At 73.8% G+C, this 23,857-nt stretch carries 27 protein-coding genes; 20 read left to right on the top strand and 7 right to left on the bottom strand.

Annotated features, from left to right (window positions below; genetic code table 11):
- The first annotated feature begins 34 nt into the window (after positions 1–34).
- Positions 35–1,273: a hypothetical protein gene (locus ACJ5H2_RS20300; RefSeq protein WP_408897249.1), complete on the top strand. Its 1,239-nt coding sequence runs from the start codon at positions 35–37 to the stop codon at positions 1,271–1,273.
- Here ACJ5H2_RS20300 and ACJ5H2_RS20295 read toward each other — a convergent pair.
- Entirely contained in the window at positions 1,234–1,929 is a 696-nt protein-coding gene (locus ACJ5H2_RS20295; RefSeq protein ID WP_408897248.1) for an EcsC family protein, read from the bottom strand. The two genes, ACJ5H2_RS20300 and ACJ5H2_RS20295, sit on opposite strands and share 40 nt — an antisense overlap.
- 155 nt (positions 1,930–2,084) lie before the next feature.
- Between ACJ5H2_RS20295 and aat the strand changes: the two genes are divergently transcribed.
- Both aat and ACJ5H2_RS20285 read left to right on the top strand, forming a co-directional pair.
- Positions 2,085–2,885: a leucyl/phenylalanyl-tRNA--protein transferase gene (aat, locus tag ACJ5H2_RS20290; protein WP_408897247.1), complete on the top strand. Its 801-nt coding sequence runs from the start codon at positions 2,085–2,087 to the stop codon at positions 2,883–2,885.
- A gap of 126 nt (positions 2,886–3,011) precedes the next feature.
- Positions 3,012–3,446, top strand: coding sequence for a hypothetical protein (locus ACJ5H2_RS20285; RefSeq protein ID WP_408897246.1), 435 nt, complete (start codon positions 3,012–3,014; stop codon positions 3,444–3,446).
- A 65-nt stretch (positions 3,447–3,511) separates the two neighbouring features.
- Here the strand turns inward: ACJ5H2_RS20285 and ACJ5H2_RS20280 are convergent, their stop codons facing one another.
- On the bottom strand, positions 3,512–4,495 hold the full coding sequence (locus ACJ5H2_RS20280) for a LacI family DNA-binding transcriptional regulator (RefSeq protein ID WP_408897245.1): 984 nt from the start codon (positions 4,493–4,495) through the stop codon (positions 3,512–3,514).
- 182 nt (positions 4,496–4,677) lie between these two features.
- Between ACJ5H2_RS20280 and ACJ5H2_RS20275 the strand changes: the two genes are divergently transcribed.
- From ACJ5H2_RS20275 to ACJ5H2_RS20245, 7 genes are read left to right on the top strand one after another with little or no spacing between them, the layout of a single operon-like run.
- Complete coding sequence (locus tag ACJ5H2_RS20275) at positions 4,678–5,640, top strand: substrate-binding domain-containing protein (protein WP_408897244.1); 963 nt, start codon at positions 4,678–4,680, stop codon at positions 5,638–5,640.
- Positions 5,637–6,401, top strand: a complete 765-nt coding sequence (locus ACJ5H2_RS20270; RefSeq protein ID WP_408897243.1) for an ATP-binding cassette domain-containing protein — start codon at positions 5,637–5,639, stop codon at positions 6,399–6,401. The genes ACJ5H2_RS20275 and ACJ5H2_RS20270 overlap by 4 nt, the downstream gene beginning before the upstream one ends.
- Positions 6,402–6,405: 4 nt before the next feature.
- Positions 6,406–7,404 (top strand): ABC transporter permease, encoded by a 999-nt coding sequence (locus ACJ5H2_RS20265; RefSeq protein ID WP_408897242.1) that lies wholly within the window; start codon positions 6,406–6,408, stop codon positions 7,402–7,404.
- Positions 7,401–8,429, top strand: a complete 1,029-nt coding sequence (locus tag ACJ5H2_RS20260) for a phosphotriesterase (protein WP_408897241.1) — start codon at positions 7,401–7,403, stop codon at positions 8,427–8,429. The genes ACJ5H2_RS20265 and ACJ5H2_RS20260 overlap by 4 nt, the downstream gene beginning before the upstream one ends.
- A 13-nt stretch (positions 8,430–8,442) precedes the next feature.
- Entirely contained in the window at positions 8,443–9,192 is a 750-nt protein-coding gene (locus ACJ5H2_RS20255; RefSeq protein ID WP_408897240.1) for a glutamine amidotransferase, read from the top strand.
- A gap of 2 nt (positions 9,193–9,194) precedes the next feature.
- On the top strand, positions 9,195–10,157 hold the full coding sequence (locus ACJ5H2_RS20250) for a nucleoside hydrolase (RefSeq protein WP_408897239.1): 963 nt from the start codon (positions 9,195–9,197) through the stop codon (positions 10,155–10,157).
- On the top strand, positions 10,154–11,062 hold the full coding sequence (locus tag ACJ5H2_RS20245) for a ribokinase (protein ID WP_408897238.1): 909 nt from the start codon (positions 10,154–10,156) through the stop codon (positions 11,060–11,062). Before ACJ5H2_RS20250 ends, ACJ5H2_RS20245 begins: the two co-directional genes overlap by 4 nt.
- A gap of 25 nt (positions 11,063–11,087) precedes the next feature.
- Here the strand turns inward: ACJ5H2_RS20245 and ACJ5H2_RS20240 are convergent, their stop codons facing one another.
- The 3 genes from ACJ5H2_RS20240 to ACJ5H2_RS20230 all read right to left on the bottom strand — a co-directional run bounded on the left by ACJ5H2_RS20240 (position 11,088) and on the right by ACJ5H2_RS20230 (position 13,602).
- Positions 11,088–12,245: a M20 family metallopeptidase gene (locus tag ACJ5H2_RS20240; RefSeq protein ID WP_408897237.1), complete on the bottom strand. Its 1,158-nt coding sequence runs from the start codon at positions 12,243–12,245 to the stop codon at positions 11,088–11,090.
- 33 nt (positions 12,246–12,278) lie between these two features.
- Entirely contained in the window at positions 12,279–12,617 is a 339-nt protein-coding gene (locus ACJ5H2_RS20235) for a rhodanese-like domain-containing protein (protein ID WP_408897236.1), read from the bottom strand.
- A 106-nt stretch (positions 12,618–12,723) separates the two neighbouring features.
- Positions 12,724–13,602, bottom strand: coding sequence for an Fpg/Nei family DNA glycosylase (locus ACJ5H2_RS20230; RefSeq protein WP_408897235.1), 879 nt, complete (start codon positions 13,600–13,602; stop codon positions 12,724–12,726).
- A gap of 154 nt (positions 13,603–13,756) precedes the next feature.
- On the opposite strand from ACJ5H2_RS20230, the gene ACJ5H2_RS20225 reads away from it, so the two are divergent.
- The 8 genes from ACJ5H2_RS20225 (at position 13,757) to ACJ5H2_RS20190 (ending at position 20,917) form a co-directional block, all read left to right on the top strand.
- Positions 13,757–15,004 carry a hypothetical protein gene (locus ACJ5H2_RS20225; protein ID WP_408897234.1) on the top strand — a complete coding sequence of 416 codons (1,248 nt, stop codon included), beginning with the start codon at positions 13,757–13,759 and terminating at the stop codon, positions 15,002–15,004.
- Between the two features lie 82 nt (positions 15,005–15,086).
- Complete coding sequence (locus ACJ5H2_RS20220; protein ID WP_408897233.1) at positions 15,087–16,295, top strand: ATP-binding protein; 1,209 nt, start codon at positions 15,087–15,089, stop codon at positions 16,293–16,295.
- A 24-nt stretch (positions 16,296–16,319) separates the two neighbouring features.
- Positions 16,320–17,123 (top strand): siderophore-interacting protein, encoded by an 804-nt coding sequence (locus ACJ5H2_RS20215; protein ID WP_408897232.1) that lies wholly within the window; start codon positions 16,320–16,322, stop codon positions 17,121–17,123.
- A gap of 45 nt (positions 17,124–17,168) precedes the next feature.
- Complete coding sequence (locus ACJ5H2_RS20210) at positions 17,169–17,372, top strand: bacterioferritin-associated ferredoxin (protein ID WP_408897231.1); 204 nt, start codon at positions 17,169–17,171, stop codon at positions 17,370–17,372.
- 92 nt (positions 17,373–17,464) lie between these two features.
- On the top strand, positions 17,465–17,953 hold the full coding sequence (gene bfr, locus ACJ5H2_RS20205; protein ID WP_408897230.1) for a bacterioferritin: 489 nt from the start codon (positions 17,465–17,467) through the stop codon (positions 17,951–17,953).
- 36 nt (positions 17,954–17,989) lie between these two features.
- Positions 17,990–18,616, top strand: coding sequence for a hypothetical protein (locus ACJ5H2_RS20200; RefSeq protein ID WP_408897229.1), 627 nt, complete (start codon positions 17,990–17,992; stop codon positions 18,614–18,616).
- Between the two features lie 161 nt (positions 18,617–18,777).
- Positions 18,778–20,421 carry an ATP-binding cassette domain-containing protein gene (locus ACJ5H2_RS20195; RefSeq protein WP_408897228.1) on the top strand — a complete coding sequence of 548 codons (1,644 nt, stop codon included), beginning with the start codon at positions 18,778–18,780 and terminating at the stop codon, positions 20,419–20,421.
- 64 nt (positions 20,422–20,485) lie between these two features.
- Positions 20,486–20,917, top strand: coding sequence for a DoxX family protein (locus ACJ5H2_RS20190; RefSeq protein WP_408897227.1), 432 nt, complete (start codon positions 20,486–20,488; stop codon positions 20,915–20,917).
- On the opposite strand, the gene ACJ5H2_RS20185 is transcribed toward ACJ5H2_RS20190, so the two are convergent.
- Positions 20,880–21,674 carry a putative protein N(5)-glutamine methyltransferase gene (locus ACJ5H2_RS20185; RefSeq protein WP_408897226.1) on the bottom strand — a complete coding sequence of 265 codons (795 nt, stop codon included), beginning with the start codon at positions 21,672–21,674 and terminating at the stop codon, positions 20,880–20,882. The two genes, ACJ5H2_RS20190 and ACJ5H2_RS20185, sit on opposite strands and share 38 nt — an antisense overlap.
- A gap of 16 nt (positions 21,675–21,690) precedes the next feature.
- Positions 21,691–21,918, bottom strand: a complete 228-nt coding sequence (locus ACJ5H2_RS20180; protein WP_408897225.1) for a PspC domain-containing protein — start codon at positions 21,916–21,918, stop codon at positions 21,691–21,693.
- A 131-nt stretch (positions 21,919–22,049) separates the two neighbouring features.
- On the opposite strand from ACJ5H2_RS20180, the gene ACJ5H2_RS20175 reads away from it, so the two are divergent.
- Both ACJ5H2_RS20175 and ACJ5H2_RS20170 read left to right on the top strand, forming a co-directional pair.
- The gene (locus tag ACJ5H2_RS20175) at positions 22,050–22,856 is read left to right on the top strand and encodes a glycerophosphodiester phosphodiesterase (RefSeq protein WP_408897224.1); all 807 of its coding nucleotides are present in this window, start codon (positions 22,050–22,052) and stop codon (positions 22,854–22,856) included.
- Positions 22,857–22,866: 10 nt separating this feature from the next.
- Positions 22,867–23,802, top strand: a complete 936-nt coding sequence (locus ACJ5H2_RS20170; protein ID WP_408897223.1) for a DUF5926 family protein — start codon at positions 22,867–22,869, stop codon at positions 23,800–23,802.
- Positions 23,803–23,857 lie beyond the last annotated feature (55 nt).

The raw sequence follows: 23,857 nt of genomic DNA, 5'->3' as shown, positions 1-23,857 counted from the left end.
CGCTCCCGCCGGCCACGACGCGGCGAGGACGCCGGTGAGCCGACGCGTCCTGCTGCACGTCGGCACGCCCAAGACCGGGACGTCCTATCTCCAAGACGTGCTCTTCAAGAACCGCAGCCGGCTCCTCAAGCAGGACGTCAGCTACCCGGCCGACCGCTTCGACGCCCACTTCCTGGCGGCGCTCGACCTGATGCGGCTGCGCTGGGGCGGCCTGGAGGCCGAGGCGGTCGGCGCCTGGGACCGCCTCGCCGCGGAGGTCCGCGCCCACGACGGCACCGCGATCATCAGCCACGAGATCCTGGCGTCCGCCTCGCGCAGCCAGGTCGCGCGGGCCCTCGCCTCGCTCGGCCACCGGCCCGGCGGCGACATCAGCGACGGCGGCACCGAGGTGCACCTGATCCTCTCGGTCCGCGACCTGGTGCGGCAGATCCCCGCCGAGTGGCAGGAGAACGTCAAGCACCGCGCCCGGTTCGGGTACGCCCGCTTCCTCGAGCTCATCCAGGACCCGGAGCGCGCCCACCGCGTCGGCGCGTGGTTCTGGGGCGTCCAGGAGATCCCCGACATCCTCGACCGCTGGGGGTCCGACCTCCCGCCGGAGCGGGTGCACCTGGTGACGGTCCCGCCGTCGGGCGGCCCGCCCGACCTGCTGTGGGAACGGTTCAGCAGTGCGTTCGGTCTCGACGGGCTGGACCTCAAGCTCACCACCCGACGGGCCAACCCGAGCCTCGGCGTACCCGAGTCGGCGCTGATCCGGCGGATCAACCGGGTCGCCGCGCGCGACCTGCCGCCGCAGCACTACCGGCCGCTCGTCCGCGAGCTGCTGGCCCACCAGACGCTGTCCAAGCGCACCAAGTCGGCGCGCCTGGGCCTGCCGCCGGACCAGTACCCGTGGGTCCACGAGCTGACCCAGACCTGGATCGCCGAGCTGCAGCGCCGCCGGTACGACGTGGTCGGGGACCTCGAGGACCTGCGCGGAGCCCCCGCCCCGACCGGCAAGTGGGTCGACCCCGACCACCCGCCGGAGCGTCAGGTGTCCGCGGCGGCGGTGGACGCGATCAAGGCGCTGCTGCTGCACAACGCCGAGGCCCAAGCCGAGAACGAGCGGCTGCGCCGCAAGCTGGACGACGCCCGCCGCGAGCTGGTCCGCGCCCGGACGCCGCGGCTGATGCGCTCGATGGAGTGGACCGTGCAGAAGCTGGAGGGCAGCGGCAAGGGCCGCCAGGCCCTGGAGGTCTACCGCAAGGCGAGGGGCCGGAACTCCCGCCCGGCGTAGCGCCCGACCCGGTAGGTGCTCCACGCGTCCGTGGCCGCGCCGACGGCGCCGCCGACGAGCGGCACCCGCTTGCCGACGGTCGTCGCCAGCCGCTTGCCGATGACTCGGCCGACCAGCTCGCCGGCCAGCACGGTCGAGACGGTCCGGTCGAGCTCCGGGTCGTGCTGCGGAGCGGTGGCGATCGCCATGGGCGGTGCCGGCAGCTGGTGGCGCTTCACCATCGTGCGGACGGCGTCCTCGCCGAGGATGCAGACCAGGATCGCGTTGCGCACCCGCGGGTCCTCCAGGTCGTAGCCGCGCAGGTGGGCGATCCCCGCGACCATCCGGCACTGGATGAGCGCCAGCCCGGTGATGCTCGCCGGCGCCGTGACCGCCGCGGTCACGAGACCGCCGAGGTTGGTCGCCAGACCCTCCACGCCGGCGTACGCGACATGGTTCTCGATCAGCTCGCGCACCGCCTTGTCGACGTCGCCGCGCTGCTCCTCCAGCTGCGTCTCGGCGGCCTGTGCCGCCGGCGGCAGCGGCCCGATCCCCACCAGGGCCCGGTGGAGGGCCTCGCGCACGAAGGACTGGGTCAGGCCGGGGGCCAGCCGGGTGACCCTCGGGGCGAGCTGTCGGGCGGTCTGGAGCGCCAGCCCCTTCTTCAGCGAAGCCATGCCCCGAGCCTAGCCAGCCCCTGTTCCCCGCGAGGTGTGAGAAGCGAGGTGTGACAAGTGGGGGCACGAGGTGTGCCTCGGGGGGCACTTCGCGCCCCCACTTCTCACACCTCGCGCGCCCACTTCCCACACCTCGCGCCTCCTAGGATCGGCATGTGCCCGTCGAGCCGGCGCCCACGCAGTGGGCCTTCCCCCCGCGTGCCGAGCTGGCGGCGCTGCCGGTGCTCGACGAGCCGGCGCGCGGGGAGCCCGGCGACGCCGAGGACGAGCGCGGCGAGGAGGAGCGCGGCGAGGAGGAGCGCGGCGAGGAGGAGGCCGCGGTCGACGGTCGGCACGACAGCAGCGACCTGGTCGCGCTCGGTGCCGACCTCGCGCCCGGCACCGTGCTCGCCGCCTACCGGCAGGGCCTGTTCCCCATGCCCGAGGGCCGCTCGATCGGCTGGTGGTGCCCGGCGTACCGCGGTGTCCTCCGCCTCGACGAGCTGCGCGTCTCCCGCTCGCTGCGGCGCTCCGCGCGCGACTTCGAGATCCGGGTGGACACCGCCTTCGACGACGTCGTCGCCGCCTGCGCCGACCCGCGCCGACCGCACGGCTGGATCGACGGCCGCATCCGCCGGGCGTACGGCGAGCTGCACCGCCTCGGCTGGGCGCACTCGGTCGAGAGCTGGCGCGAGGGCCGCCTCGTCGGTGGCCTGTACGGCGTCGCGATCGGCGGCCTGTTCGCGGGGGAGTCGATGTTCCACCACGTGACCGACGCGTCGAAGGTCGCGCTGCTGGGCCTGGTCGAGGGGCTGCGGGCCGATCCGGACGGCGCGGCGGGCCGCCGGCTGGTCGACGTCCAGTGGGCGACCCGCCATCTGGTGAGCCTCGGCGTGCGGGAGATCCCCCGCGCGCGCTACCTGGCTGCCCTCGAGGACCTGCTCGAGGTCCCGCCCGCCGCGCTGTGGGATCGCTGAGGCGCCCGCGACGGCGCCCGGACGCATAGGGTGAGGCCGGTGGGGCAGGGTGACCGTGTGGTCGCCTGCTCGGCCGTGCCCCGACGAGGTACGCCGAGGCGCCCGCCTCCCAGGAAAGGAAACGACATGACCCCGATCAAGCGCCCGCTGGCGGCTGCCGGTGCGGCCGTGCTGCTCGGCCTGACCCTGAGCGCCTGCGGCAGCGACGGCTACCCGGCCGACGCCTCCAAGAAGGACTTCTGCGGCAGCGTCGAGGACGTCATCACCGAGACCTCCGCGGTCGAGGGCGAGGAGCCGACCGAGGCGGAGTGGAAGAAGCTCCAGAAGGCCTACGAGGACCTCGGCGAGGTCGGCACCCCCGAGGACATCGGCGACGCGGAGCGCAACGGCTTCGAGGTCATCGTGGACGCGATCACCGACCTCGACTACGACGAGGCCAAGAAGTCCTTCGGCGACGAGGACGGCGACACCATCCCCGGCGTGTCCAAGGACGACCAGAAGGACGCCGAGAAGTTCTTCGAGTACCTCGGCACGACCTGCGCCGACCAGCTCGGCGGCTGACCGCCGCGACCGACGAGGGCCCCGCCGACGACGTACGACGTCGGGCGGGGCCCTCGCCGCGTCGGTCAGGGGCTGGTCTCGCCCTCGACGAACGCGGGCGCGAACCGGAGGCCGCGTGCCGGCGTACCACCATCCGGGGCCTCGTCGCCGCCGTCGATGAGGTCGCGGATCGCGACCGTCATCTCCTCGACGGGCTGGCGGACGGTGGCGAGCGGCGGGTGGGCCAGCGTGCTCGCGCCGATTCCGTCGAAGCCGATGACCCGGAAGTCCTGGGGCACCGCGCGCCCGGCGTGGAGGAGGCGAGACAGCACGCCGAGGGCGATCACGTCGGCGGCGGTGACGATCGTGGCCCGCTCCCAGCCCTCGTCGAGCAGGCGGCCGGCCGCCTCGCTGCCCCAGGACGTGGAGAACGAGCCGAGGAGGACCGGGGCGTCGGCGCCGAAGGTCCTTCGGAAGCCGTCGAGCCGCTCGTGTGCCGACGAGGAGTCGGGCGTCGCGCCGACGTAGACGACCGGCTGCCGCTGGGTGTCGACCCGGTCGGCCACATGCCGGCCGACCAGCTCCATCCCGCGGTGGTTGTTGACGGCCACGAAGTGGGCGCCGGTGCTCGGGACGCACCGGTCCAGCTGCACCGTCGGCACGGTGCCGGCGGCCAGGTCGACGGCGCGGGCGCTGTCACGCTCGTGCACGGGGATCATCACCAGGGCGTCGACCTGTCGGCCGAGGAAGGACCGCACGCCCCGGAGCTCGGTGTCCAGCGAGCTGTCGGCCGCGAAGACGAACAGGTCGGTGTCGGTCTCGGCGAACACCCGTGCGAGGTGCTGGGCCAGCGCGGAGAAGAACGGGTTGTCGAGGTCGGGTACGACGAGCCCCACCGTCGACGTACGGGTCTGCCGCAGTGCGCGGCCGACCAGGTTGACCCGGTAGCCCAGCTCCTCCGCCGCCGCGGCGACCCGCTCCGCCAGCGCGGGGTCGACCGGACGGGTGCCGCTCAGTGCGCGCGAGACGGTCGCGACGGACACGCCGGCCCGGTGGGCGACGTCGGCCATCCGGGGAGAGCGAGGACGGGGCGGGGGAGGCACCCTCCGATCCTGCCGCCGCGACGGGCCCTGCGGGTATGGATCGTCTCAGTCCGTGGAAATCGATTACCACCCTCTGGACGTGGCGTGGACCACTTCCTACGCTCGTCCGTATCCGTCTCGGCAATCGATTACCCAAGGGGTGTGCGCGCATGGCCAAGATCAGCAACCGGACCATCGCCGCCGCGGCCGGCGCCGCGGCCCTGGTGCTCGCAGGATGCAGCACCGGCAACGACGACCCGGCCGGCTCCGGCGGCTCCGGCGGGTCGGGCAGCGACGAGTGCGTCATCGGCATGACGCAGATCAACCAGACCGCGGCCTTCTTCACCCAGATGAACGAGGGCGCCGAGGAGGCGGCGAAGGAGGCGGGCTGCGAGCTGACGATCGCCAACGCCAACAACGACCCCGCCAAGCAGAACTCCGACATCGAGAACTTCACGACCCAGCAGGTCACCGGCCTGATCGTCGTGGCCATCGACGTCAACGGCGTGCTGCCCGCGGTCAAGGCGGCGAAGGCGGCCGGGATCCGGGTCGTGGCGATCGACGCCGAGCTCGAGGAGGGCGCTGCCGACACCTTCGTGGGCGTCGACAACGAGGCGGCCGGCGCCGAGGCGGGCCAGTGGGTCGTCGACAACGGCCTGGCATCGGGCAGCTACGGCGTCGTCGATGCGCGCAACTCCTTCATCCAGAACCAGCGCGAGGACAGCTTCCGCGAGGTGATCGACGCGGCCGGCGCGACGCACACCCAGAGCGTCAACGGCGACAACGTCCAGGAGAAGGCGGCGACGGCGGCCCAGAACCTGGTGACCGCGGAGCCGGACCTCGACTTCGTCTACACCACCGGCGAGCCCGCCACCGTCGGTGCGGTCGCGGCTCTCGACCCGGAGAGCAAGACGAAGGTCATCGGCTGGGACCTCACCGCGGAGGTCATCGCCGGGATCGACTCGGGCCTCGTGACGGCCGTGGTGCAGCAGGACCCGCGACAGGAGGGCGTCGAGGCGGTCAACGAGCTCGAGGCGATCCTCGGCGGCGCCGAGCCCCAGGGCTTCATCGACGTCCCGATCACGATCGTCACCCAGGACAACGTCGACGACTACCGCGCGATCTTCGAATGACGGCGGAGGTGACCGGTGGCGGCACGGCCCTGGCGCCGCCGCGCGTGGAGATGCAGGGCATCACGAAGAGCTACGGCGCGCTCAAGGTCCTGCGCGGGGTCGACCTCAGCGTCGCGCCGGGCGAGGTGGTCGGCCTGGTCGGCGACAACGGCGCGGGCAAGTCGACGCTGATGAAGATGCTCGCCGGCGCGGTCGTCCCCGACCGGGGCCGGATCCTGGTCGACGGCGAGGAGCTGACCGGCACCGGTCCGCGGGCGGCACGCGCGCACGGGATCGAGATGGTCTATCAGGACCTGGCGCTGTGCAACGACGTCGACGTCGCGGGCAACCTGTTCCTCGGCCGCGAGCCCTACCACCGGTTCACCCGCAAGCTCGACCACGCCCGGATGCACCGCGAGGCGGCCGAGGACCTGGCCACCTTGCACATCCGGATCTCCGACACCCGCCAGCTGGTCGGCAACATGTCCGGCGGCCAGCGCCAGGCGATCGCGATCGCCCGGGCGGTGACCTTCGAGCCGCGGGTGCTGGTGCTCGACGAGCCGACCGCCGCGCTCGCCGCGCGGGAGGTGGAGATGACCCTGCAGCTGATCCGCGACGTCTCGGCACGGGGCGTCAGCGTCATCCTGATCACCCATCGCCTCCAGGACCTCTTCGAGGTCGCCGACCGCTTCGTGGTCCTCCACGAGGGCGTCAACCACCGAGAGCTCGACCCGGCAGAGACCGACCTGACCGGCCTGGTCGTCGCGATGATGGGGAAGTGATTCGATGAGCGCCAACACCGCCGAGAGGCAGGTCGCCACCGGCCGCGAGGTCCGCCGCGAGTTCCTGGCCACGAACCTCGGCGTCATCTCCATCAGCGTCGTCTTCGTCGTGCTGTTCGCCTACTTCAGCTTCGCCTCCGACGCCTTCTTGACGACCGACAACCTGGTGAACGTGCTGCGCCAGGTGGCGCCGACCGTCATCGTCGCCGTGGGCATGACCTTCGTGATCACGACCGGGCAGATCGACCTGTCCGTCGGCTCGATCGTCGGGCTGTCCGCGGCCGCGCTCGGCCTCTTCGCGGAGAGCGGGAACCCGCTGCTGGCCCTGCTCAGCACCCTCGCCGTCGCCGTCGCCATCGGCCTGGCCAACGGTGCGATCACCGCGCTCGGCAGGGTCCAGTCGTTCATCGTGACGCTCGCGGCGCTCACCGCGGTGCGCGGCGTCGCGCTGCTGATCACCGACGGCTACAGCACGCCGATCACCTCCTCCGTGCTGCTGCCGCTGGGCCAGGGCTCGCTCGCCGGCATCTACACGCCGACCTGGCTCGCCGTCGTCACCGTCGTCGTGGGCTGGTACGTCTTCAACCACACCCGCTTCGGGCGCTACGTCACCGCCGTCGGGTCCAACGACGAGTCGTTGCGGCGTGCGGGCGTTGACATCCGGAGGATCCAGATCGCGGTCCTCGCGCTGACCGGCGTGCTCGCCGGCCTCGCCGGCGTGATCACGGCCGCGCGGCTGGGGAGCGGCTCGTCGAACTCGGGGACGATGTTCGAGCTCGAGGTGATCACCGCCGTCGTGCTCGGCGGCACCAGCCTGATGGGCGGTCGCGGCTCGATCATCGGCTCCGCGATGGGCGCCCTGACGCTGGGCGTGATCAACAACGGGCTCGTGCTGTCGCGCGTGGACGTCTACTGGGTTCCGATCACCCAGGGCTTGATCCTGATCGTGGCGATCTTCCTCAACAGCAAGCTGTTCGGCAGGATCGTCGGGACCCGCGGATGAGCGAGGTGATGACCGTCCGCGGCCCGGTGCCGGTCGCGGACCTCGGCGTCGTGCTCACCCACGAGCACCTCTTCAACGACGTCACGTCGTGGTGGCAGCGCTCCACCCTGCCGGGCATCGACCCGGACGCGTACGCCGACCGGCCGGTCACCGAGGACATCGGCTGGGAGCTGCGGCAGGACCCCTTCGGCAACCGCGACAACTGCCGGCTCGACGACCTCGAGACCTGTGTGGCCGAGGTCGCCCGGTTCGCGGAGCTCGGCGGCGGCACCATCCTCGACGCCACCGGGCTCGGCCTCGGCCGTGACCTGCGCCGGCTGCGCGAGGTCAGCGAACGCACCGGCGTGCACGTCGTCGCCGGCACCGGCTACTACCTCGACGCCGCCCAGCCGGCCGAGGTCCGCGGCTTGGCCCCGGAGGCCATCGCCGAGCGGATCCTCGCCGACGTCGAGGAGGGCGAGGACGGCATCCGGCCCGGCTTCATCGGGGAGATCGGCGTGAGCGCCGAGTTCACCCCCGCCGAGCAGGCCAGCCTGCGCGGCGCCTTCCTCGCCCAGCGGGTCACCGACCTGCCGGTCCAGGTGCACCTGCCGGGCTGGTTCCGGCGGGGTGGCGTGGTGTTGGACCTGGCCGAGGAGCACGGCATCGACCCGGCCCGCGTGGTGCTGTGCCACATGGGCCCCTCGGGCGACGACCTCGACTACCAGCTCGCGCTGCTACGCCGCGGTGCCTGGGTGCAGTACGACATGGTCGGCATGGAGGTGTTCTACGCCGACCAGGGCGTGCAGTGCCCGTCCGACGAGCAGAACGCCGCATGGCTGGCCCGTCTGGTCGAGCACGGGCACGGGGACCGGCTGCTCATCAGCCAGGACGTCTTCCTCAAGTCGCTCCTCCGGTGTCACGGAGGCCCCGGCTATGCCCACATCCCGCAGTTCTTCGTGCCCCGCCTGCGTCGGCACGGCCTGACCGACACCGATATCGAGACGCTGCTGGTGGACAACCCGCGGCGCCTCCTCACCCGCTAGGGAGGACCCCACCATGACCCGTGTACTGCTCGCCGGCGAGAGCTGGATCTCGACCGCCACCCACGTGAAGGGCTTCGACGAGTTCACCAGCACCACCTTCCACACCGGCGCCGACGCCTTCATCGCCGCCGCGGCGGAGCGGGGCATCACCGTGGAGCAGATGTACGCCCACGACGTGCCGAGCCGTTTCCCGCGCGACGTCGACGCCCTCGCGGCGTACGACGTCGTGGTGCTCTCCGACATCGGCTACAACTCCTTCGTGCTGCCGCCGGAGACCTGGCTCGAGGGCAAGCGCAGCGGCAACCCGCTGCGGGCGCTCGTCGAGTGGACCCGGCAGGGCGGCGGCCTGATGATGGCGGGCGGCTACCTGAGCTTCCAGGGCTTCCAGGCCCGCGCGAACTTCGCGCGCAGCCCCCTCGCGGAGGTGCTGCCGGTCACGATGCGTGAGTCCGACGACCGCGTGGAGGCGCCCGAGGGTGCCGCGGTCGAGCTGGTGGCGGCGGACCACCCGGTGGCGGCCGGCTGGCCGACCGGTGCCCCCGACCTGCTCGGCTACAACCACGTGGTGGCCAAGGACGACGCCCGCCTCGTCGCGACGGTCGGCGGCGACGTGCTGGTCGCGACGGCCGAGGTCGGCGCCGGTCGCTCCCTGGTGTGGACCTCCGACATCGGGCCGCACTGGTGCCCCGAGGAGTTCCTGGCCTGGTCCGGCTTCCCGGCCGTCGTCGGCGGGATGCTGTCCTGGCTGGCCGGGGACGCCTGAGCATGGGCACCGACCAGCGCCGTCCCCTTCCGCTGCTGCTGGACTGCGACCCGGGACACGACGACGCGGTCGCGATCCTGCTCGCCCTCGGCTCGCCTGAGGTGCGTCTCCTCGGGATCACGACCTGCTTCGGCAACTGCGCCGTGGAGGACGCGACGCGCAACGCGCAGCGGGTGCTCGCGCTCGCCGGCCGCGCCGACGTACCGGTGGCGGTCGGCGCGTCCGGCCCGCTGGTGGGCACGACGGCGTTGGGCAACTACGTCCACGGGGTGAGCGGGCTCGACGGCCCGGAGCTGCCGGAGCCCCTTGCCCCGCCCGTCAACGAGGACGCGGTGGCCTTCCTGCGTCGGCGGCTCGTCGAGGCGGAGGAGCCGGTCACGCTGGTCGTGACCGGTCCGATGACCAACGCGGGCAGGCTGCTGCGCGACCACCCGGAGGTGGCAGCTCGGATCGACGCCGTGGTCTTCATGGGCGGCTCGACCGAGCGGGGCAACCACACGCCGACGGCGGAGTTCAACACCTACGCGGACCCCGAGGCGCTGGACATCGTCCTGCGGGCGGGCGTTCCGGTGCGCATGGTGGGGCTGAACCTCACGCACCAGGCGCTGGCCACGCCCGCGGTGGTGGAGCGGATGCGCGCCATCGAGAGCGACGTCGGGCGGACGTGTGCCGCCTGGATGGGCTTCTTCGGCGACTCCTACCACCGGATCTGGGAGTTCGACGCTCCTCCGGTGCACGACCCCTGCACGATCGCCGCGCTGGTCGACCCGGAGGTGATCGCCTGGCGCGACGCGTTCGTGGCCGTGGAGCTGGACGGGACCTGGACGCGGGGGACGACGGTCGTCGACCTCTACCGTCGCTATCCCGACCGGGCGCCCAACGCGGCCGTGGCCCTCGACCTCGACGCCGACCGCTACTGGGACCTCGTCATCGGGGCGCTGCACCGCCTGGGTGGCACGCCATGAGCGGACCGCTCGTCTGCGTCGTCGGATCCCTCAACGAGGACACCACGCTGCGCGTCGCGGCGCTGCCCCGCCCGGGTGAGACGGTCCTCGCCGCCGCCTCCTTCCGCGCGCCCGGCGGCAAGGGCGCCAACCAGGCGGCGGCCGCCGCCGTGCTCGGGCGCCGCCGGGACGCCCGGGTCGCGATGGTGGGCGCGGTCGGCACCGACGACGCCGGCGACCGCTCCGTCGCGGCGCTCGTCGACTGCGGCGTCGACGTCGACGGCGTACGACGGCTCGCGTCGTCCTCCACCGGGACCGCCGTCGTGGTCGTCGACGACGCCGGCGAGAACCACATCGTCGTGGACGCGGGCGCCAACGCGGCGCTCGGGGCCGCCACCGTGGAGGACCGGGTCCGGGCGCTGAGCCCGGCACTGCTCCTCGCCCAGCTCGAGATCGGCCTCGACTGCGTCGCGGCGGCGGCCCGCGCGGTGCCGGAGGCCCGCGTCGTGCTCAACCCGGCGCCGATGCCCGCCGAGCCCGCGTCCGTCCTGGCGCTCCTCGACGACGTCGACGTGCTCGTCCCGAACCAGGCGGAGCTCGGCCGTCTCGCCCGACGCCCGACGCCCGGGAGCCGCGCCGAGGTCGCCGACTGCGTGGCGGCGCTCGCGTTCCCCGGGGACGTCGTCGTGACGATGGGCGCCGACGGCGCCTACGTCGTGCCGCGGGGCGCACCCGGGCGACACGTCCCGGCGGTGGCCTCCGAGGTGGTCGACACCAGCGGAGCGGGCGACGTCTTCGCCGGCTGCCTGGCGGTCGAGCTGGCCGGAGGAGCCGACCTGGTCGACGCCGTCGACACCGCCAACCGCGCCGCCGCGCGGAGCACCACGGTCGCCGGCGCGCGGGTCCCGGCCGACTTCGCGGGCTGAGGCGCCAGCTCCTGGGCGCGCCCGGTCAGTCGGCCTCGAGGCCGTCGGCCGCCAGCAGGTGGAGGCCCGCTCCCAGGGGGAGGACCCCTTCGTCGAACACGGCGTCGGCGGCGTGGTTGAAGGCCTGGTGACCGGGCACCTGGGCGCCGAGATAGACCATGGACCCGGGCCAGCGCTCGAGGAAGTACGCATAGTCCTCGATCACCATCGACGGTTCGGCCATCGGCTCGGCCGCGACCGGGGCTTGCCGCAGCGCCGCGACCAGCCGGTCGTCGTACGGCGGGTCGTTGACGACCGGCGGGTAGCCCTCCACGATCTCCACCGAGACGCCGAGGCCCGATGCGGCGGCTGCCTCCTCGGCCAGCGCGCGCAGGCGCGCGACCAGTGCCGAGCGCCGCTCGGCGCTGAGGGTGCGCAGCGTGCCGCGGAGGCTTCCCGTCGCCGGGATGACGTTGACGGTGTTGCCCATCAGGCTCTCGGTCACCGTGGCGACGAGGTGCTCGGTGGCGGCGAGCTCGGCGACGGCCGCGCGCAGGCCCTGCACCAGATCGGCGCCCGCGACGATCGGGTTGCCCGCCAGGTGGGGCTGGCTGGCGTGCGCGCCCGGCCCGGTGAAGGTGACCCGGAACCAGTCCCCGGCCGCCATGAACACCCCCGGGCGGTGGAAGACGGTCCCCGACCGCCAGGTGGCGTGCACGTGGATCGCGAAGGTCTCGGCCTCGTCGAGGCGCAGGTTGCGGTGACGCTCCAGGGTGGGGACGGCGCCGCGGTCGCTCTCCTCGCCCGGCTGGAACACGAGGACGGTGTCCCGGCGAGGGGGTACGTCGACGAGGCATCGGGCGGCGCCCAGCAGCATCGCCATGTGCAGGTCGTGTCCGCACGCATGCATGGCGCCCTCGCGGCGCGAGGCGAACGGCAGCCCGGTCTCCTCGCGCACCGGCAGCGCGTCCATGTCGGCGCGCAGGACGACCGGGCGGCCCCCGTCACCGGTGCCGTCGATCCGGACGCTCACCCCCGCGCCGTCGTGGACCTCCGGCCGCAGGCCGAGGTCCGCCAGTGCCGAGGCGACGTAGGCGTGCGTGTCGGGCAGGGCCAGCCCGACCTCCGGGTCTGCGTGGAGATGCCGGCGGTGGGCGAGCATCGCGTCGTACTGCGTCGCTGCCTGTTGCCACCGGTCGGTCACGCGGGCGACGTTACCGGCCCTGGCGACGGGAGCTCAGACGACCTGGGGCGGCTGCCCGCCGTCCGCGACCATGGGCCGCCCGGCCCGCTCCCACCCGAGCATCCCGTCGACGAGGTTGACGACGTCGTAGCCCTGCTGGGAGAGATAGGCGACCGCCCGCGCCGAGCGCCCGCCGCCCTTGCAGACCACGAGCGTCTGCGGAGCCTCGAGCTCCACGAACTCCCCCAACCGCGCGGGGAGCTCCATCAGCGGGATGTGCACCGCGCCGTCGATGTGACCGGCGGCCCACTCGTCGTCCTCGCGGACGTCGAGCACCACCAGGCCCTCGGGCAGCGGGTCCGGCACACCGTCGATCTCGACCGAGGGAATCATGGCTCCACTCTAGGACGCGCCGTCGTGGCCGGGCCCGGAGTGACGACTCGACGGATCACAAGTGACGACTCGGGCGGTCAGAAGTGACGACTCAACGCTCGGCGGGCTACTTGAGCAGCCGGCTCAGGCGCCGGTCCGCGAGCGGCTTGCCGCCGGTCTGGCAGGTCGGGCAGTACTGCAGGCTCGAGTCGGCGAAGGAGACCTCGCGCACGGTGTCGCCGCACACCGGGCACGGCTTGCCGGTCTGTCCGTGCACGGCGAGGTGGGACTTCTTCTCGGCCTTCAGCTCGCTGGCGGCCAGGCCGCGGGAGCGCTCGACGGCGTCGCCGAGGGTGTCGCGGATGGCGGCGTACAGCGTCGCCAGGTCGTCCTCGCTCACGCTGTCGGCCGGCTTGAACGGCGACATCCGGGCGGCGTGCAGGATCTCGTCGGAGTAGGCGTTGCCGATGCCGGCGATCGTGCCCTGGTGGCGCAGCACGCCCTTGAGCTGCTTGCGCCCGGCATCGCTCAGGATCGCGGCGAGGCGCTCCGGGGTGAAGTCGTCGGTGAGCGGGTCGGGGCCCAGGCTGGCGATGCCGGGGACGTCGAGCGGGTCGCGGACGAGGTAGAGCGCGAGGGACTTCTTGGTGCCGGCCTCGGTGACGTCGAGGCCGGGGCTCACGCCGTCCTGCTCGTCGAGGACCACCCGGACCGCCAGGGTCGACTTGGTGCTCGGTCGCGGCGGGAGCGCCGGGACCTCGTCCTTCCAGCGCACCCAGCCCGCGCGCGCCAGGTGGAGCACGAGGTGCAGTCCGCTGGCCTCGATGTCGAGGAACTTGCCGTGCCGGCGCACGTCGTCGACGAGCGTGCCCTCGATCGCCGAGAGCGGCGGGTCGTAGGTCTTCAGGGCGCTGAACGCCGCGACGTGGACGCGAGTGAGGGCGCGCCCCGCCAGCCGGCCCCGCAGGTCGAGGGCCAGGGCTTCCACCTCGGGCAGCTCGGGCACGCGTCCAGCCTAGAGCGTGACGCCGACGGAACCGGGTGACCCGGGACTTCGTCCCGATTGCGGCCGGGGGCCATGACGGCCCCCGCGACGCCGCGTTGTCCGGTCATCGGCGCCGCTCGGGAGCCCTCCACCTCCTCGTCAGCAAGGACCTCCCATGCGCAGCACGCACCTCACCCTCGGTTCGCTCGCCCTCGTGGCGGTCGTCGGCGTCGGCTCCGGCCTCCTGCCCTCCGCGGCGGCCACGCCGGGCATCGCGACCTCGCCCGGCGACCCACGCGGCTGCGGCCAGCCGGAGGTCCCGGCCCAGTGGGGCACCGTCGAGCATCCCGCCGTGACCCGGACCGTGCCCGCGGTCACCCGGTCGGAGTGGCGCTGGGAGCGGACGGTCGACACCGTGGAGCGCGCGTACGCCCGCGAGATCTCCGCCGCCGTCGTCGTCGTGCGCTGGACGCGCACCGTCGACCTCCTGGAGATCGAGCACACGCGGACCGTCGTGGACCGCCCCGCGGAGCCGGGCTCCCCCGAGGAGGGCCACCACGAGACCCGGGTGGTCGCGCCCGCCGTGGTGCAGACGGAGTGGGAGTTCGTGCAGCAGCAGACCGGCAACACCCGCTGGGAGGACGAGGGGTGGAACGCGGGGGACAACGGCAAGGGCTGGTCGCCGACCGGCCGCACCCGCGAGGTCGAGGTGACGCCCGCCGTCACGGAGCAGGTCTGGGTCGTCGACCGCGCCGCCGTCCCGGCCCGCGCCGAGGAGTCACACGTCGAGACCCTCTGGCTCCCCGCCGGTACGACGCCGCCCGCCGGCGCCGCACCGACCGGCGCCACCCGCGTCGCGTCCTCCAGCACGCAGGAGCTCGACCTTCCCGTGGGCGAGTCGCCGGCGGGCACCGGCTGGGTGCCGGTCGCCAGCTCGCAGATCGGCGCGGCGGAGGAGGAGCGGGTGTGGCTGCCCGACGGCGTCCTCCCCGCCGACGGCTTCCTCCCGACGGGGGAGACCCGGCCCGGGGCGCCGCGGCAGGAGGCCACGACCGTCACCACGCCGCTGCCGCCGGCGGGGGAGGGGTGGTCGCCGGTCCCCGGGTCGGAGGTCGTGGTGGCCCTCGCGGCGGCGTACGAGGAGGTCGTCGAGCCGGCGTGGGTCGAGGACTTCGTCGTGGTGCCCGCCCAGCCCGCGACGGCGCCGTGCGCGCAGCCGGGCGACGGCTCCGAGGTGCTCCCCGTCGACGAGGGCGTGGACCCGCCGTCCGTCGTCCCCGCCCTCCCGGAGGTCCCGGTGGCGCCGGCCGTGCTCGGGGAGACCGAGGTGCAGCCGGTGACCGGGGCCGTCGTCCCCGCGGGAGAGGTGGCCCCGGCGACGGTGGTCGCCCCCAGCGGCGCGCTCCCCGCCAGCGGCGCCTGACGTCCTCCGGGCGGGAGGCCCGACGATCCGACACGCTAGGGATGTCTACGGACAGCGCTAGAGATCCCGATAGCGTCCGATCATGGACCCGATCCGCAACCCGTACGCCCCCGGCGCCGGGCAGCGCCCGCCCGAGCTCGCCGGTCGCGACGAGCAGCTCGCGGCCTTCGACGTCGTCCTCGAGCGGGTCGCGCGCGGCCGTCCCGAGCGCTCGCTGGTGCTCACGGGGCTGCGCGGGGTCGGCAAGACGGTCCTGCTCAACGCCCTGCGCTCGGCCGCCGTCCGCAAGGGCTGGGGGACCGGCAAGCTCGAGGCGCGCCCGGACCAGTCGCTGCGGCGCCCGCTGTCGTCCGCGCTGCACCAGGCGGTCCGGGAGCTCGGACACCCGGAGCCGGCGGAGGCGGACCACGTGCTCGGCGTCCTCCGCTCCTTCGCGCAGCGCGAGGCGGGCGTGGACGCCAAGCTGCGCGAGCGGTGGTCGCCGGGCATCCAGGCGCCCGCGGTCCGCGGCCGGGCCGACTCCGGCGACGTCGAGATCGACCTGGTCGAGCTGCTCACCGACGTCGGAGGGCTCGCGGCCGACGTCGGCAAGGGCGTCGCGGTCTTCGTCGACGAGATGCAGGACCTCGGCGCCGACGACATCTCGGCGCTGTGCGCCGCCTGCCACGAGCTCAGCCAGAACGGGCTGCCGGTGATCGTCGTGGGCGCCGGGCTGCCCCACCTGCCCGCCGTGCTCTCGGCCAGCAAGTCCTACTCCGAGCGGCTGTTCTCCTACCAGCGCATCGACCGGCTCTCGCGCGACGCCGCCGACCGCGCGCTCGAGGCGCCGGCCGCGGAGGAGGACGCCGCGTTCACTCCCGACGCCCTCGCCGCCATGTACGACGCCACCCGCGGCTACCCGTACTTCATCCAGGCCTACGGCCGGTCGGTGTGGGACATCGCGCCGCGCACGCCGATCACGGCCGACGACGTGGCCGTCGCCGGTCCCGAGGCCGAGACCGAGCTCGCCGTCGGCTTCTTCGGCTCCCGCTACGAGCGCGCGACCCCGGCCGAGCGCGAGTACCTGCGCGCGATGGCCGACGCCGCGGTCGCGTCCGCGGTCGACGGCGTCGAGGACCCGGTCGGCTCGGTCGCCACCGCGGACGTCGCCGCCGTCCTCGGCAAGAAGCCGCAGTCGCTCTCGCCGGCGCGGGACTCGCTGCTCAAGAAGGGCCTGATCTACTCCGGCGAGCGCGGGCGGATCGCCTTCACCGTCCCGCACTTCGGGCGATACCTGCGCGCCCAGGCGTGACCGGGTGACGACTAGGTTGGCCGCATGTACGGCGAGGTCATCTCCACGGAGCGGTTGAGCTCCCACCTGGTCCGGGTCGTCCTGGGCGGTCCCGGGCTCGACGGGTACGTGCACGGCGAGGACGCCGACCAGTACGTCAACTGCTTCTTCCTCCCCGACGGCGCGCCCTATGCGGTGCCCTTCGAGGACGACGAGGTCCGTGCGCTGCCGCGCGAGCAGCGCCCGTTCCCGCGCCGGATCACGGTCCGGTCCTGGGATGCGGGCCGTGGTGAGCTCACCCTCGACATCGCCGCCCACGGCGACATCGGGTACGCCGGGCGGTGGGCCTCGCACGCGCGACCGGGCGACCGCCTCCAGTTCCGCGGTCCCGCCGGTGGCTACCGGCCGCACGCGGACGCCGACAGCTACCTGCTCGTCGGCGACGAGAGCGCCCTGCCGGCGATCGCCGCCTGCGCGGAGGCCGTGCCGGCGGGGCGGCCGGTGGTCGCGGTGGTCGAGGTCGAGGACGCCGACGGGGAGGTCGCGCTGAGCTCGCCCGGCGAGCTCGAGGTGCGCTGGGTGCACCGCGCGAGGCAGTCCGGTGCGCCGGAGGACCTGCTCGCCGAGGCGGTCGCCGCGCTCCCGCGCCCGGTCGGCGTGGTGAGCGCGTTCGTGCACGGCGAGGCGGAGGCGACCCGGGCGGTGCGCCGGGTGCTGCTGCGCGAGGGCATCGTCGAGGAGGCACGGCTCTCCTGCTCGCCGTACTGGCGGCGGGGGATGGACGACGAGGCCTGGCGTGCGGTCAAGGCGGCGTGGACGCGCGAGGTCGCGGCCGAGCCCGTCGGGTGAGACGGCGGTTCCGCTCCTGACTTAGGTTCGGCTAACCTATGGCACATGATCGTCTGCCAGTGCCGCGTCGTCACGGACCGTGACGTCGACGCCGCCCTGGCCGACGGGGCGCGCACGGTCGGCGCGGTGTGCCGCTCGACCGGCGCGGCCCAGGACTGCGGCACCTGCATCTTCTCGGTGAAGGCGCTCGTGCAGCAGCACCACGAGCTCGAGTGCGCGCACCTGCGCGCCGACGGCGCCGCGAGCTGATCTCCCCGGGCAACTGAGTCTGGCCTCACCCCGGGTGCGGTGTGCCAGCATCGGCGGAGGTCATCGGAGGTCACATCGTCGGAAGGTGCGTCATGCAGCCAGTCGATCCGCGCGTCGTCGAGCTCCTCAACGAGGCGCTGACGTTCGAGCTCACCGTCACCAACACCTACTTCCTGCACGCACGCATGCTCGACAACTGGGGTCTGCCCAAGCTCGGCAAGGTCTTCTACGACCTGTCCATCGACGAGATGCGTGACGCCGACGACCTGATCAACCGGATCCTCATGTTCGACGGGCACCCCAACGTCCAGCGGCTCGGCGCCATCCAGGTCGGCGAGACCGCGGAGGAGATGCTCGACCTCGCGCTGGCCAGCGAGCGGACGGCCGTCGCCCGGTTCAACGCCGCGGCACAGGAGTGCCACGCGCTCGGCGACCACGGCACCGCGGCGGTCTTCGAGGAGATGGTCCGCGACGAGGAGAAGCACGCCGACTGGTTCGAGAGCCAGCTCGACGCGATCAGCAGGATCGGCGCCCAGCAGTACCTCGCGCAGCACATCGGGGCGGGCGAGGGTCCCGAGTAGCACCCACGCGGGCGACGGCGCCCCTACCCTGTCGCCATGACCGTCGCCCCCCAGGACAGCGCGCGGCCGCCGTCCGCGCTGCGCAGCTACCTGCCGCCGGTGCTCTTCGTGCTCGTCGCCGGCATCGTCGGACCGATCTTCCTGGTGATGGGCCTGGTCGCCGAGGGGCCGGAGACGGGCTGGCTGCTTCCGACCGGCCTCGCCGTCACGGCGCTGGACCTGGTGATCGGCCTGCTCATCGGCCGCGGCCGCCATCGGGCACAGGTGAAGATGCACCACCTGCGCCGGGTCGGCCGGCCCGCCACGGCGCAGGTCCTGTCCTTCGAGCAGACCGGCGTCCGGGTCAACGACCAGCCGATGCTCGTCCTCAAGATGCGCATCCACGGGGAGGATCTGGCGCCCTTCGAGGTCCAGGCCCGCGAGGTCGTCCCCGAGATCCGGATCCCCCTGCTGCACGCCGGCCAGCTGCCCGTGCTGGTCGATCCCGAGACGCACGAGTGGGAGATCGACTGGGACGCCGCCCGCCCGGTCGCGCCGCCGGCGGCCGCCGACCCGCGCACCCCCGCCGAGCGGCTGGCCGAGCTCGACGACCTGCTCCGGCGCGACCTCGTCAGCCGTGAGGAGTACGACGCCACGCGGGCGCGGATCCTCGACGAGATCTGAGGCGCCGTGACCCGGCTGTCCCTGCGGGAGCGTTAATCGCTCGCGCCCGGCCGGACGGTCCGCGTAGCCTGGCCGCATCATGCTGATCCACGCCTGACCCGACTCGCGCCCGCGGCCCGACCCTGCCCGGCGAGTCCGACCTCTCGCCGATCGGATCAGCCTTGTCCTCCACCGCCTCCTCGCCGTCCGCCTCACTCGCCCCGCTGGTCGTGCGCGACCTGACGGTGACCTTCGGTCGTCGTACCGTCCTGGACGGGATCGACCTGCTCGCCCAGCCGGGCCGGCGGATCGGCCTGATCGGGGAGAACGGCTCCGGGAAGTCCACGCTGCTGCGGGCCGTCGACGGCGCGCTGCCCCGCACCGCTCACGTGGTGGGCACGATCGAGCGGCCCGCCGACCTGGCCCTCCTCACGCAGGAGCCGCCCTTCGGCGACCACGACAGCCTGGCCGACGTGCTCGCCACCGCGCTGCGGCCACTGCGCGAGGCCGTGGCGAAGGTCGAGACGCTGGCCGGCCGGCTCGACGACCCCGCGGCCGCCGAGGAGTACGCCGCTGCGCTCGAGCTGGCCCTCGCCCACGACGCCTGGGACGCCGACCGTCGCGCCCTCCTCGCCGCCGAGCAGCTCGGCCTCGACCACCTCGAGCCCGAGCGCCGGGTCGGCAGCCTGTCGGGTGGACAGCGCACCCGGCTCGCGCTCGCCACCCTGATGGCCCGCCGGCCGCAGTGCGTGCTGCTCGACGAGCCGACCAACCATCTCGACGACGAGGCCGTCGCCCTGCTCGTCGCCTTCCTGCGCGACCTGCCCGGCGTCGTCGTGCTGACCAGTCACGACCGCGTGCTGCTCGACGAGGTCTGCACCGACCTGGTCGACCTCGACCCGGTGGGCGCCGGCACCGACGGCCACGGCGGGCGCAGGTACGGCGGCGGGTGGACCGCCTATGCCGAGGCGCGCGCGGCGGCGCGGCGGCGCTGGGAGGAGACCTATGCCGCCCAGCAGGAGGAGCTCGCCCGGCTGCGCGAGGCGGCGCGCATCGGCACGGACGCGATCGCACCCGGCCGCGGGCCCCGGGACAACGACAAGTTCATCCACGCCTTCAAGGGGGCGAACGTCGACCGGGCACTGGCGCGGCGCAAGCGCGAGGCCGAACGACGGCTCGCGGAGGCAGAGCGGAGCCAGGTCCGCCGGCCGCCTGCGCCACTGCGGCTCTCCACGGGCCTCACCGGCGTGGCTGCCACGGGCCGCGTCGTCACGGTCCGCGGTCTCGAGGTCGCCGACCGGCTCCGGCTGGCCGCCCTCGACGTCGACGGCGGCGAGCACCTGCTCGTGACCGGGCCGAACGGGAGCGGGAAGTCCACCCTGCTCGGGGTGCTCTCGGGGCGGGTCGAGCCGGAGGCCGGCGTCGTGCAGGTCGCCGCGTGCCGGGTCGCCGAGCTCACCCAGGATCCCGACTTCCCGGACCTGACGGCGGCCGCGCGCGCGACGTACGACGCGGCGGTCGGGACGGATCTCGCCCAGCGCCGTCCACTGCGGAGCCTCGGACTGCTGCACCCTCGCGAGCACGAGAAGCCGGTGGTCCTGCTGTCCGTCGGCCAGCGCCGGCGGCTGGCCCTGGCGATCGCGGTGGCGACCGAGCCGGACCTGCTGCTGCTCGACGAGCCGACCAACCACCTCTCGCTCGCCCTCGTGGCCGAGCTCGAGGAGGCGATCGGCGCCAGCCCGGGCGCGGTGGTCGTCGCGTCGCACGACCGGTGGTTGCGGCGCCGCTGGGAGGGGCGTGAGGTGTGCCTCGAGGGGCGGGCTTGAGGGACCCGGTAAGTTGAGATTTCAACTATCTCGGGCCCTGTGCCCCGCTCAGGAAGGTCGATCCTTGCGCCACCTCTTCACTCCGCCTCCTGTCGTCGTCCAGGACGTCGCCCTGTTGCTGGCCCGCCTGCTGGCCGGCTCCGTGCTGGTCGCGCACGGATGGCAGAAGCTCGACGAGTACACGCTCAGCGGCACCGCTGCCAGCTTCGACGCCATGGGCGTCCCGGCCCCCCGCCTCGCGGCGACCTTCGCCGCCGTGGCGGAGCTCGGGGGCGGCGTCCTCCTGGTCCTCGGGCTGCTCACGTCCGTCGCGGCGGTCGTGGTGCTCCTCGACATGGCGGGGGCGTGGTACTTCGCGCATCGCGACGCCGGGATCTTCGTCGCGGAGGGCGGCGGCGAGCTGGTCATGGTGATCGGCGCCGCGGCACTCCTGCTCGGCGCGCTCGGCGCCGGGCGGGTCAGCATCGACGGCGCGCTGGCGGGCAGACTCCGCTGACCACCGTCGCGTCGCGCTCCTCGTCGTGGTGCACCGAGGGGTCCAGGCCGGCCGCGGCGAACACCGTGGCCGCGGCCGGGGCCTGGGTCTCGGACACCTCGGAGAGGAGCGCGCCGCCCGGTCGCAGCCAGCGTGGCGCGACGCCGGCGACGCGACGGAGGAGGTCGAGGCCGTCGGGGCCGCCGTCGACCGTCCCCCGCGGCTCGTGCTCACGGGACTCCGGCGGCATCAGCGCCACCGCCCGGCTCGGGACATAGGGGACGTTCGCGAGGATGGCGGCCGCCTGTCCGCGCAGCGCGGACGGGAGCGCTGCGTCGAGGTCGCCGACGACCGCGCTGCCGCCGACCGGCGCGAGGTTGCGGGCCGCACACGCGACCGCGACCGGGTCCACGTCGGAGGCGTGCACCGCGATGCCCGGCACCCGGCGCGCGAGGGCCAGCCCCAGCGCCCCGCTGCCGCAGCACAGGTCGAGCACGACGTCGCCGGCCGTGACCGTGCCGGCCGCCAGCTCGACGAGGTACGCCGTACGCTGGCGCGGGACGAACACGCCCGGCTCCACGCCGACCCGGCCACCGTCGAACGCGACCCAGCCCACGACGTACTCGAGGGGCTCGCCGGCCACCCGACGGGCGACCAGCTCCTCGAGCTCGCTCGCCGAGCCGGCGGACGCGGCGAGGACGGCGGCCTCCTCCTCGGCGAAGACGCACCCCGCGGCGCGCAGTCGCGCGACCAGGGGCTCAGGGGTGGGGGAGGGCACTCGGTCAGGGTAGGGCTCAGCGACGCGGCATCAGCCACCAGCCGGCGAGGTAGACCAACAGACCGGCGCCGCCGGTGAACACGGTGGCGGCGACCATCAGCAGCCGGACCACGGTGACGTCGACGCCGAAGTGCGCGGCGGCGCCGGAGCACACGCCGGCGACCATCTTGTCGTGCTCGCTACGGGTCAGCCGGCGCGGCGAGGAGGGGTGCTGGGGGGCGGGATAGCTCTCGTAGTTGCTCATGCCTCCACGGTGCCTCGCCCGGCCGCGCGGGACATCGGGGAACGACCCCGGTTCGTCCCGGATCCCGACCCTGAGAGCCGGTCCCCGGAACCGTCCCCCGGGGTCGCGCCCCGACCTGACAGAATCGGCGCGTGCCCACCGTCCGGCCGCAGGTGGTCGCTCACCGCGGCGCCAGTCACGAGCTGGCCGAGCACACCCTGGCCGCCTATCTCAAGGCCCTGGACAGCGGGGCCGACGGGCTCGAGTGCGATGTCCGGCTCACCGCGGACGGTCATCTCGTCTGCGTGCACGACCGCGACCTGCGCCGTACCGCCGCGACCAAGGGCCTGGTGTCCACGATGGACCTCGCCGAGCTCTCCGAGCTCGACTTCGCGGCCTGGAAGAACCCGTGGGCCGACCTCGACGACGAGGCTCCCGACGAGGACGAGGGGCTGCGCGGAGTGCTCACGCTGCGCAAGCTGCTCGAGACCGTCGCCGACTACGACCGCCGGGTCGAGGTCGCGATCGAGACCAAGCACCCCACGCGCTACAGCGGACTCGTCGAGAAGCGGCTGGTGGAGATGCTGCGCGACTTCGGCTGGGACCAGGCGGGCGCACCGGTGCGGGTCATGAGCTTCTCGTTCACCGCGCTGCAGCGCGTCGAGCGCCTCGCCCCCGAGGTCCGGCTCGTCCAGCTGGTCGACCGGCCCAACTACTGGCCGATGCTGCGGCGGGTGATCGGACGGGACTGGGTCGTCGGGCCCGGCATCAAGATGCTGCGCGAGCACCCGCGGGTGGGGGAGTCGATCGCCCGCAGCGGCCGCGACGTCCACGTGTGGACGGTCAACAAGGAGAAGGACCTCGACCGCTGCCTCGGCCTCGGCGTGAAGGCGGTCATCAGCGACCGCCCGCGGCTGATGCTCGACCTGCTGGAGCAGCGCTTCGGGCCGGCCGAGTAGGTTGCCGCGCATGGCGAAGAAGAACCGCACCAAGACCGCTGCCGCCGCCCCTGCCGGCGAGGTCGGCCCTCGGCAGCCCTGTCCCTGCGGCTCCGGCAAGCGCTACAAGGCCTGCCACGGCGCCCCGGGCGGCGGCCAGGTCTTCGTCAAGCGCCCTTTCGAGGGCCTGGCGTCGGAGTGCGACCTGGTGGCCCTGCGCGAGCTGGTGCCGGCCGGCACCGCTCCGCTCCCGCTCCGCGGTGAGTACGCCGACCGGGTCGTGAAGCTCTGCACGCTGCTGCCGATGGCGGCGCCGGCGCTCGTGCGCGACAGTGGCGAGGTCTGGCTCGGCCTGCAGGTGCAGCACAACTACGGCGACCCCGCGCGCGACCTCGGCGCCGTGCTGCTCGAGGCGCTGGCCGCCGAGCCCGGCGCCGGCATGATCGGTCTGACCGCTCCTCCGGGTCCGGGCCCGCGGCTGCAGGACCTCGTGGCCGACGAGCCGCTCGCCGTCGAGGTGCACGACGGCTTCGACTACTGGGTCGCCGACATGGACGCCAGCTCCGAGCTGGCCCAGGCTCTCGAGCAGGCCGAGGGCGCGGCCGCGCCGACCGCGCGGCTGACCGAGGTGAGCGCGGCCTACTGGACGCGGATGGGCGCGAAGGAGCACCTGCGCTGGGTGATGCCCGAGCCGGAGGACGCCCTCCTCGACGCCCTCGCGCGCCTGCACGTCTCCGGTGACGACGTGATCGTGCCGGACGCCCGCTTCGTCGGCATGTTCCGCGCCCACGGGCTGCTCGCCCCGGTCTGGGACCTGCCCGTCGGCACCGGCCCGGAGCCGCTCGAGGAGGCCGCCACCGCGTTCAAGGCCAAGCTCGACGCGGCGCTCGCGGACACCGCGGACCTCACCACCGAGGAGCGCTCCGCGCGCAGCGGACTGGCCAACCGGCAGGTGACCATCCGCTGACCGCGTCCTGGAGACGCGCGGAGGGGGCGGGACCGGCACGTCGCCGGTCCCGCCC

Origin of the sequence: Nocardioides pymetrozini (assembly GCF_046058985.1) — a bacterium.
Lineage (GTDB): Bacteria > Actinomycetota > Actinomycetes > Propionibacteriales > Nocardioidaceae > Nocardioides.
Note: the sequence above shows the minus strand (reverse complement) of the source record. Positions and strands in the feature narration are given on the sequence as shown.

Excerpts from the sequence above, each read along its gene's own strand:
- ACJ5H2_RS20250 (WP_408897239.1), top strand. The coding sequence starts at position 9,195 with ATGGGCACCGACCAGCGCCGTCCCCTTCCGCTGCTGCTGGACTGCGAC.
- ACJ5H2_RS20295 (WP_408897248.1), bottom strand. The coding sequence starts at position 1,929 with ATGGCTTCGCTGAAGAAGGGGCTGGCGCTCCAGACCGCCCGACAGCTC.
- ACJ5H2_RS20225 (WP_408897234.1), top strand. The coding sequence starts at position 13,757 with ATGCGCAGCACGCACCTCACCCTCGGTTCGCTCGCCCTCGTGGCGGTC.
- bfr (WP_408897230.1), top strand. The coding sequence starts at position 17,465 with ATGCAGCCAGTCGATCCGCGCGTCGTCGAGCTCCTCAACGAGGCGCTG.
- ACJ5H2_RS20260 (WP_408897241.1), top strand. The coding sequence starts at position 7,401 with ATGAGCGAGGTGATGACCGTCCGCGGCCCGGTGCCGGTCGCGGACCTC.
- ACJ5H2_RS20170 (WP_408897223.1), top strand. The coding sequence starts at position 22,867 with ATGGCGAAGAAGAACCGCACCAAGACCGCTGCCGCCGCCCCTGCCGGC.
- ACJ5H2_RS20285 (WP_408897246.1), top strand. The coding sequence starts at position 3,012 with ATGACCCCGATCAAGCGCCCGCTGGCGGCTGCCGGTGCGGCCGTGCTG.
- ACJ5H2_RS20255 (WP_408897240.1), top strand. The coding sequence starts at position 8,443 with ATGACCCGTGTACTGCTCGCCGGCGAGAGCTGGATCTCGACCGCCACC.
- ACJ5H2_RS20220 (WP_408897233.1), top strand. The coding sequence starts at position 15,087 with ATGGACCCGATCCGCAACCCGTACGCCCCCGGCGCCGGGCAGCGCCCG.
- ACJ5H2_RS20180 (WP_408897225.1), bottom strand. The coding sequence starts at position 21,918 with ATGAGCAACTACGAGAGCTATCCCGCCCCCCAGCACCCCTCCTCGCCG.
- ACJ5H2_RS20265 (WP_408897242.1), top strand. The coding sequence starts at position 6,406 with ATGAGCGCCAACACCGCCGAGAGGCAGGTCGCCACCGGCCGCGAGGTC.
- ACJ5H2_RS20200 (WP_408897229.1), top strand. The coding sequence starts at position 17,990 with ATGACCGTCGCCCCCCAGGACAGCGCGCGGCCGCCGTCCGCGCTGCGC.
- ACJ5H2_RS20280 (WP_408897245.1), bottom strand. The coding sequence starts at position 4,495 with ATGGCCGACGTCGCCCACCGGGCCGGCGTGTCCGTCGCGACCGTCTCG.
- ACJ5H2_RS20235 (WP_408897236.1), bottom strand. The coding sequence starts at position 12,617 with ATGATTCCCTCGGTCGAGATCGACGGTGTGCCGGACCCGCTGCCCGAG.
- ACJ5H2_RS20245 (WP_408897238.1), top strand. The coding sequence starts at position 10,154 with ATGAGCGGACCGCTCGTCTGCGTCGTCGGATCCCTCAACGAGGACACC.
- ACJ5H2_RS20275 (WP_408897244.1), top strand. The coding sequence starts at position 4,678 with ATGGCCAAGATCAGCAACCGGACCATCGCCGCCGCGGCCGGCGCCGCG.
- ACJ5H2_RS20210 (WP_408897231.1), top strand. The coding sequence starts at position 17,169 with ATGATCGTCTGCCAGTGCCGCGTCGTCACGGACCGTGACGTCGACGCC.
- ACJ5H2_RS20270 (WP_408897243.1), top strand. The coding sequence starts at position 5,637 with ATGACGGCGGAGGTGACCGGTGGCGGCACGGCCCTGGCGCCGCCGCGC.
- ACJ5H2_RS20215 (WP_408897232.1), top strand. The coding sequence starts at position 16,320 with ATGTACGGCGAGGTCATCTCCACGGAGCGGTTGAGCTCCCACCTGGTC.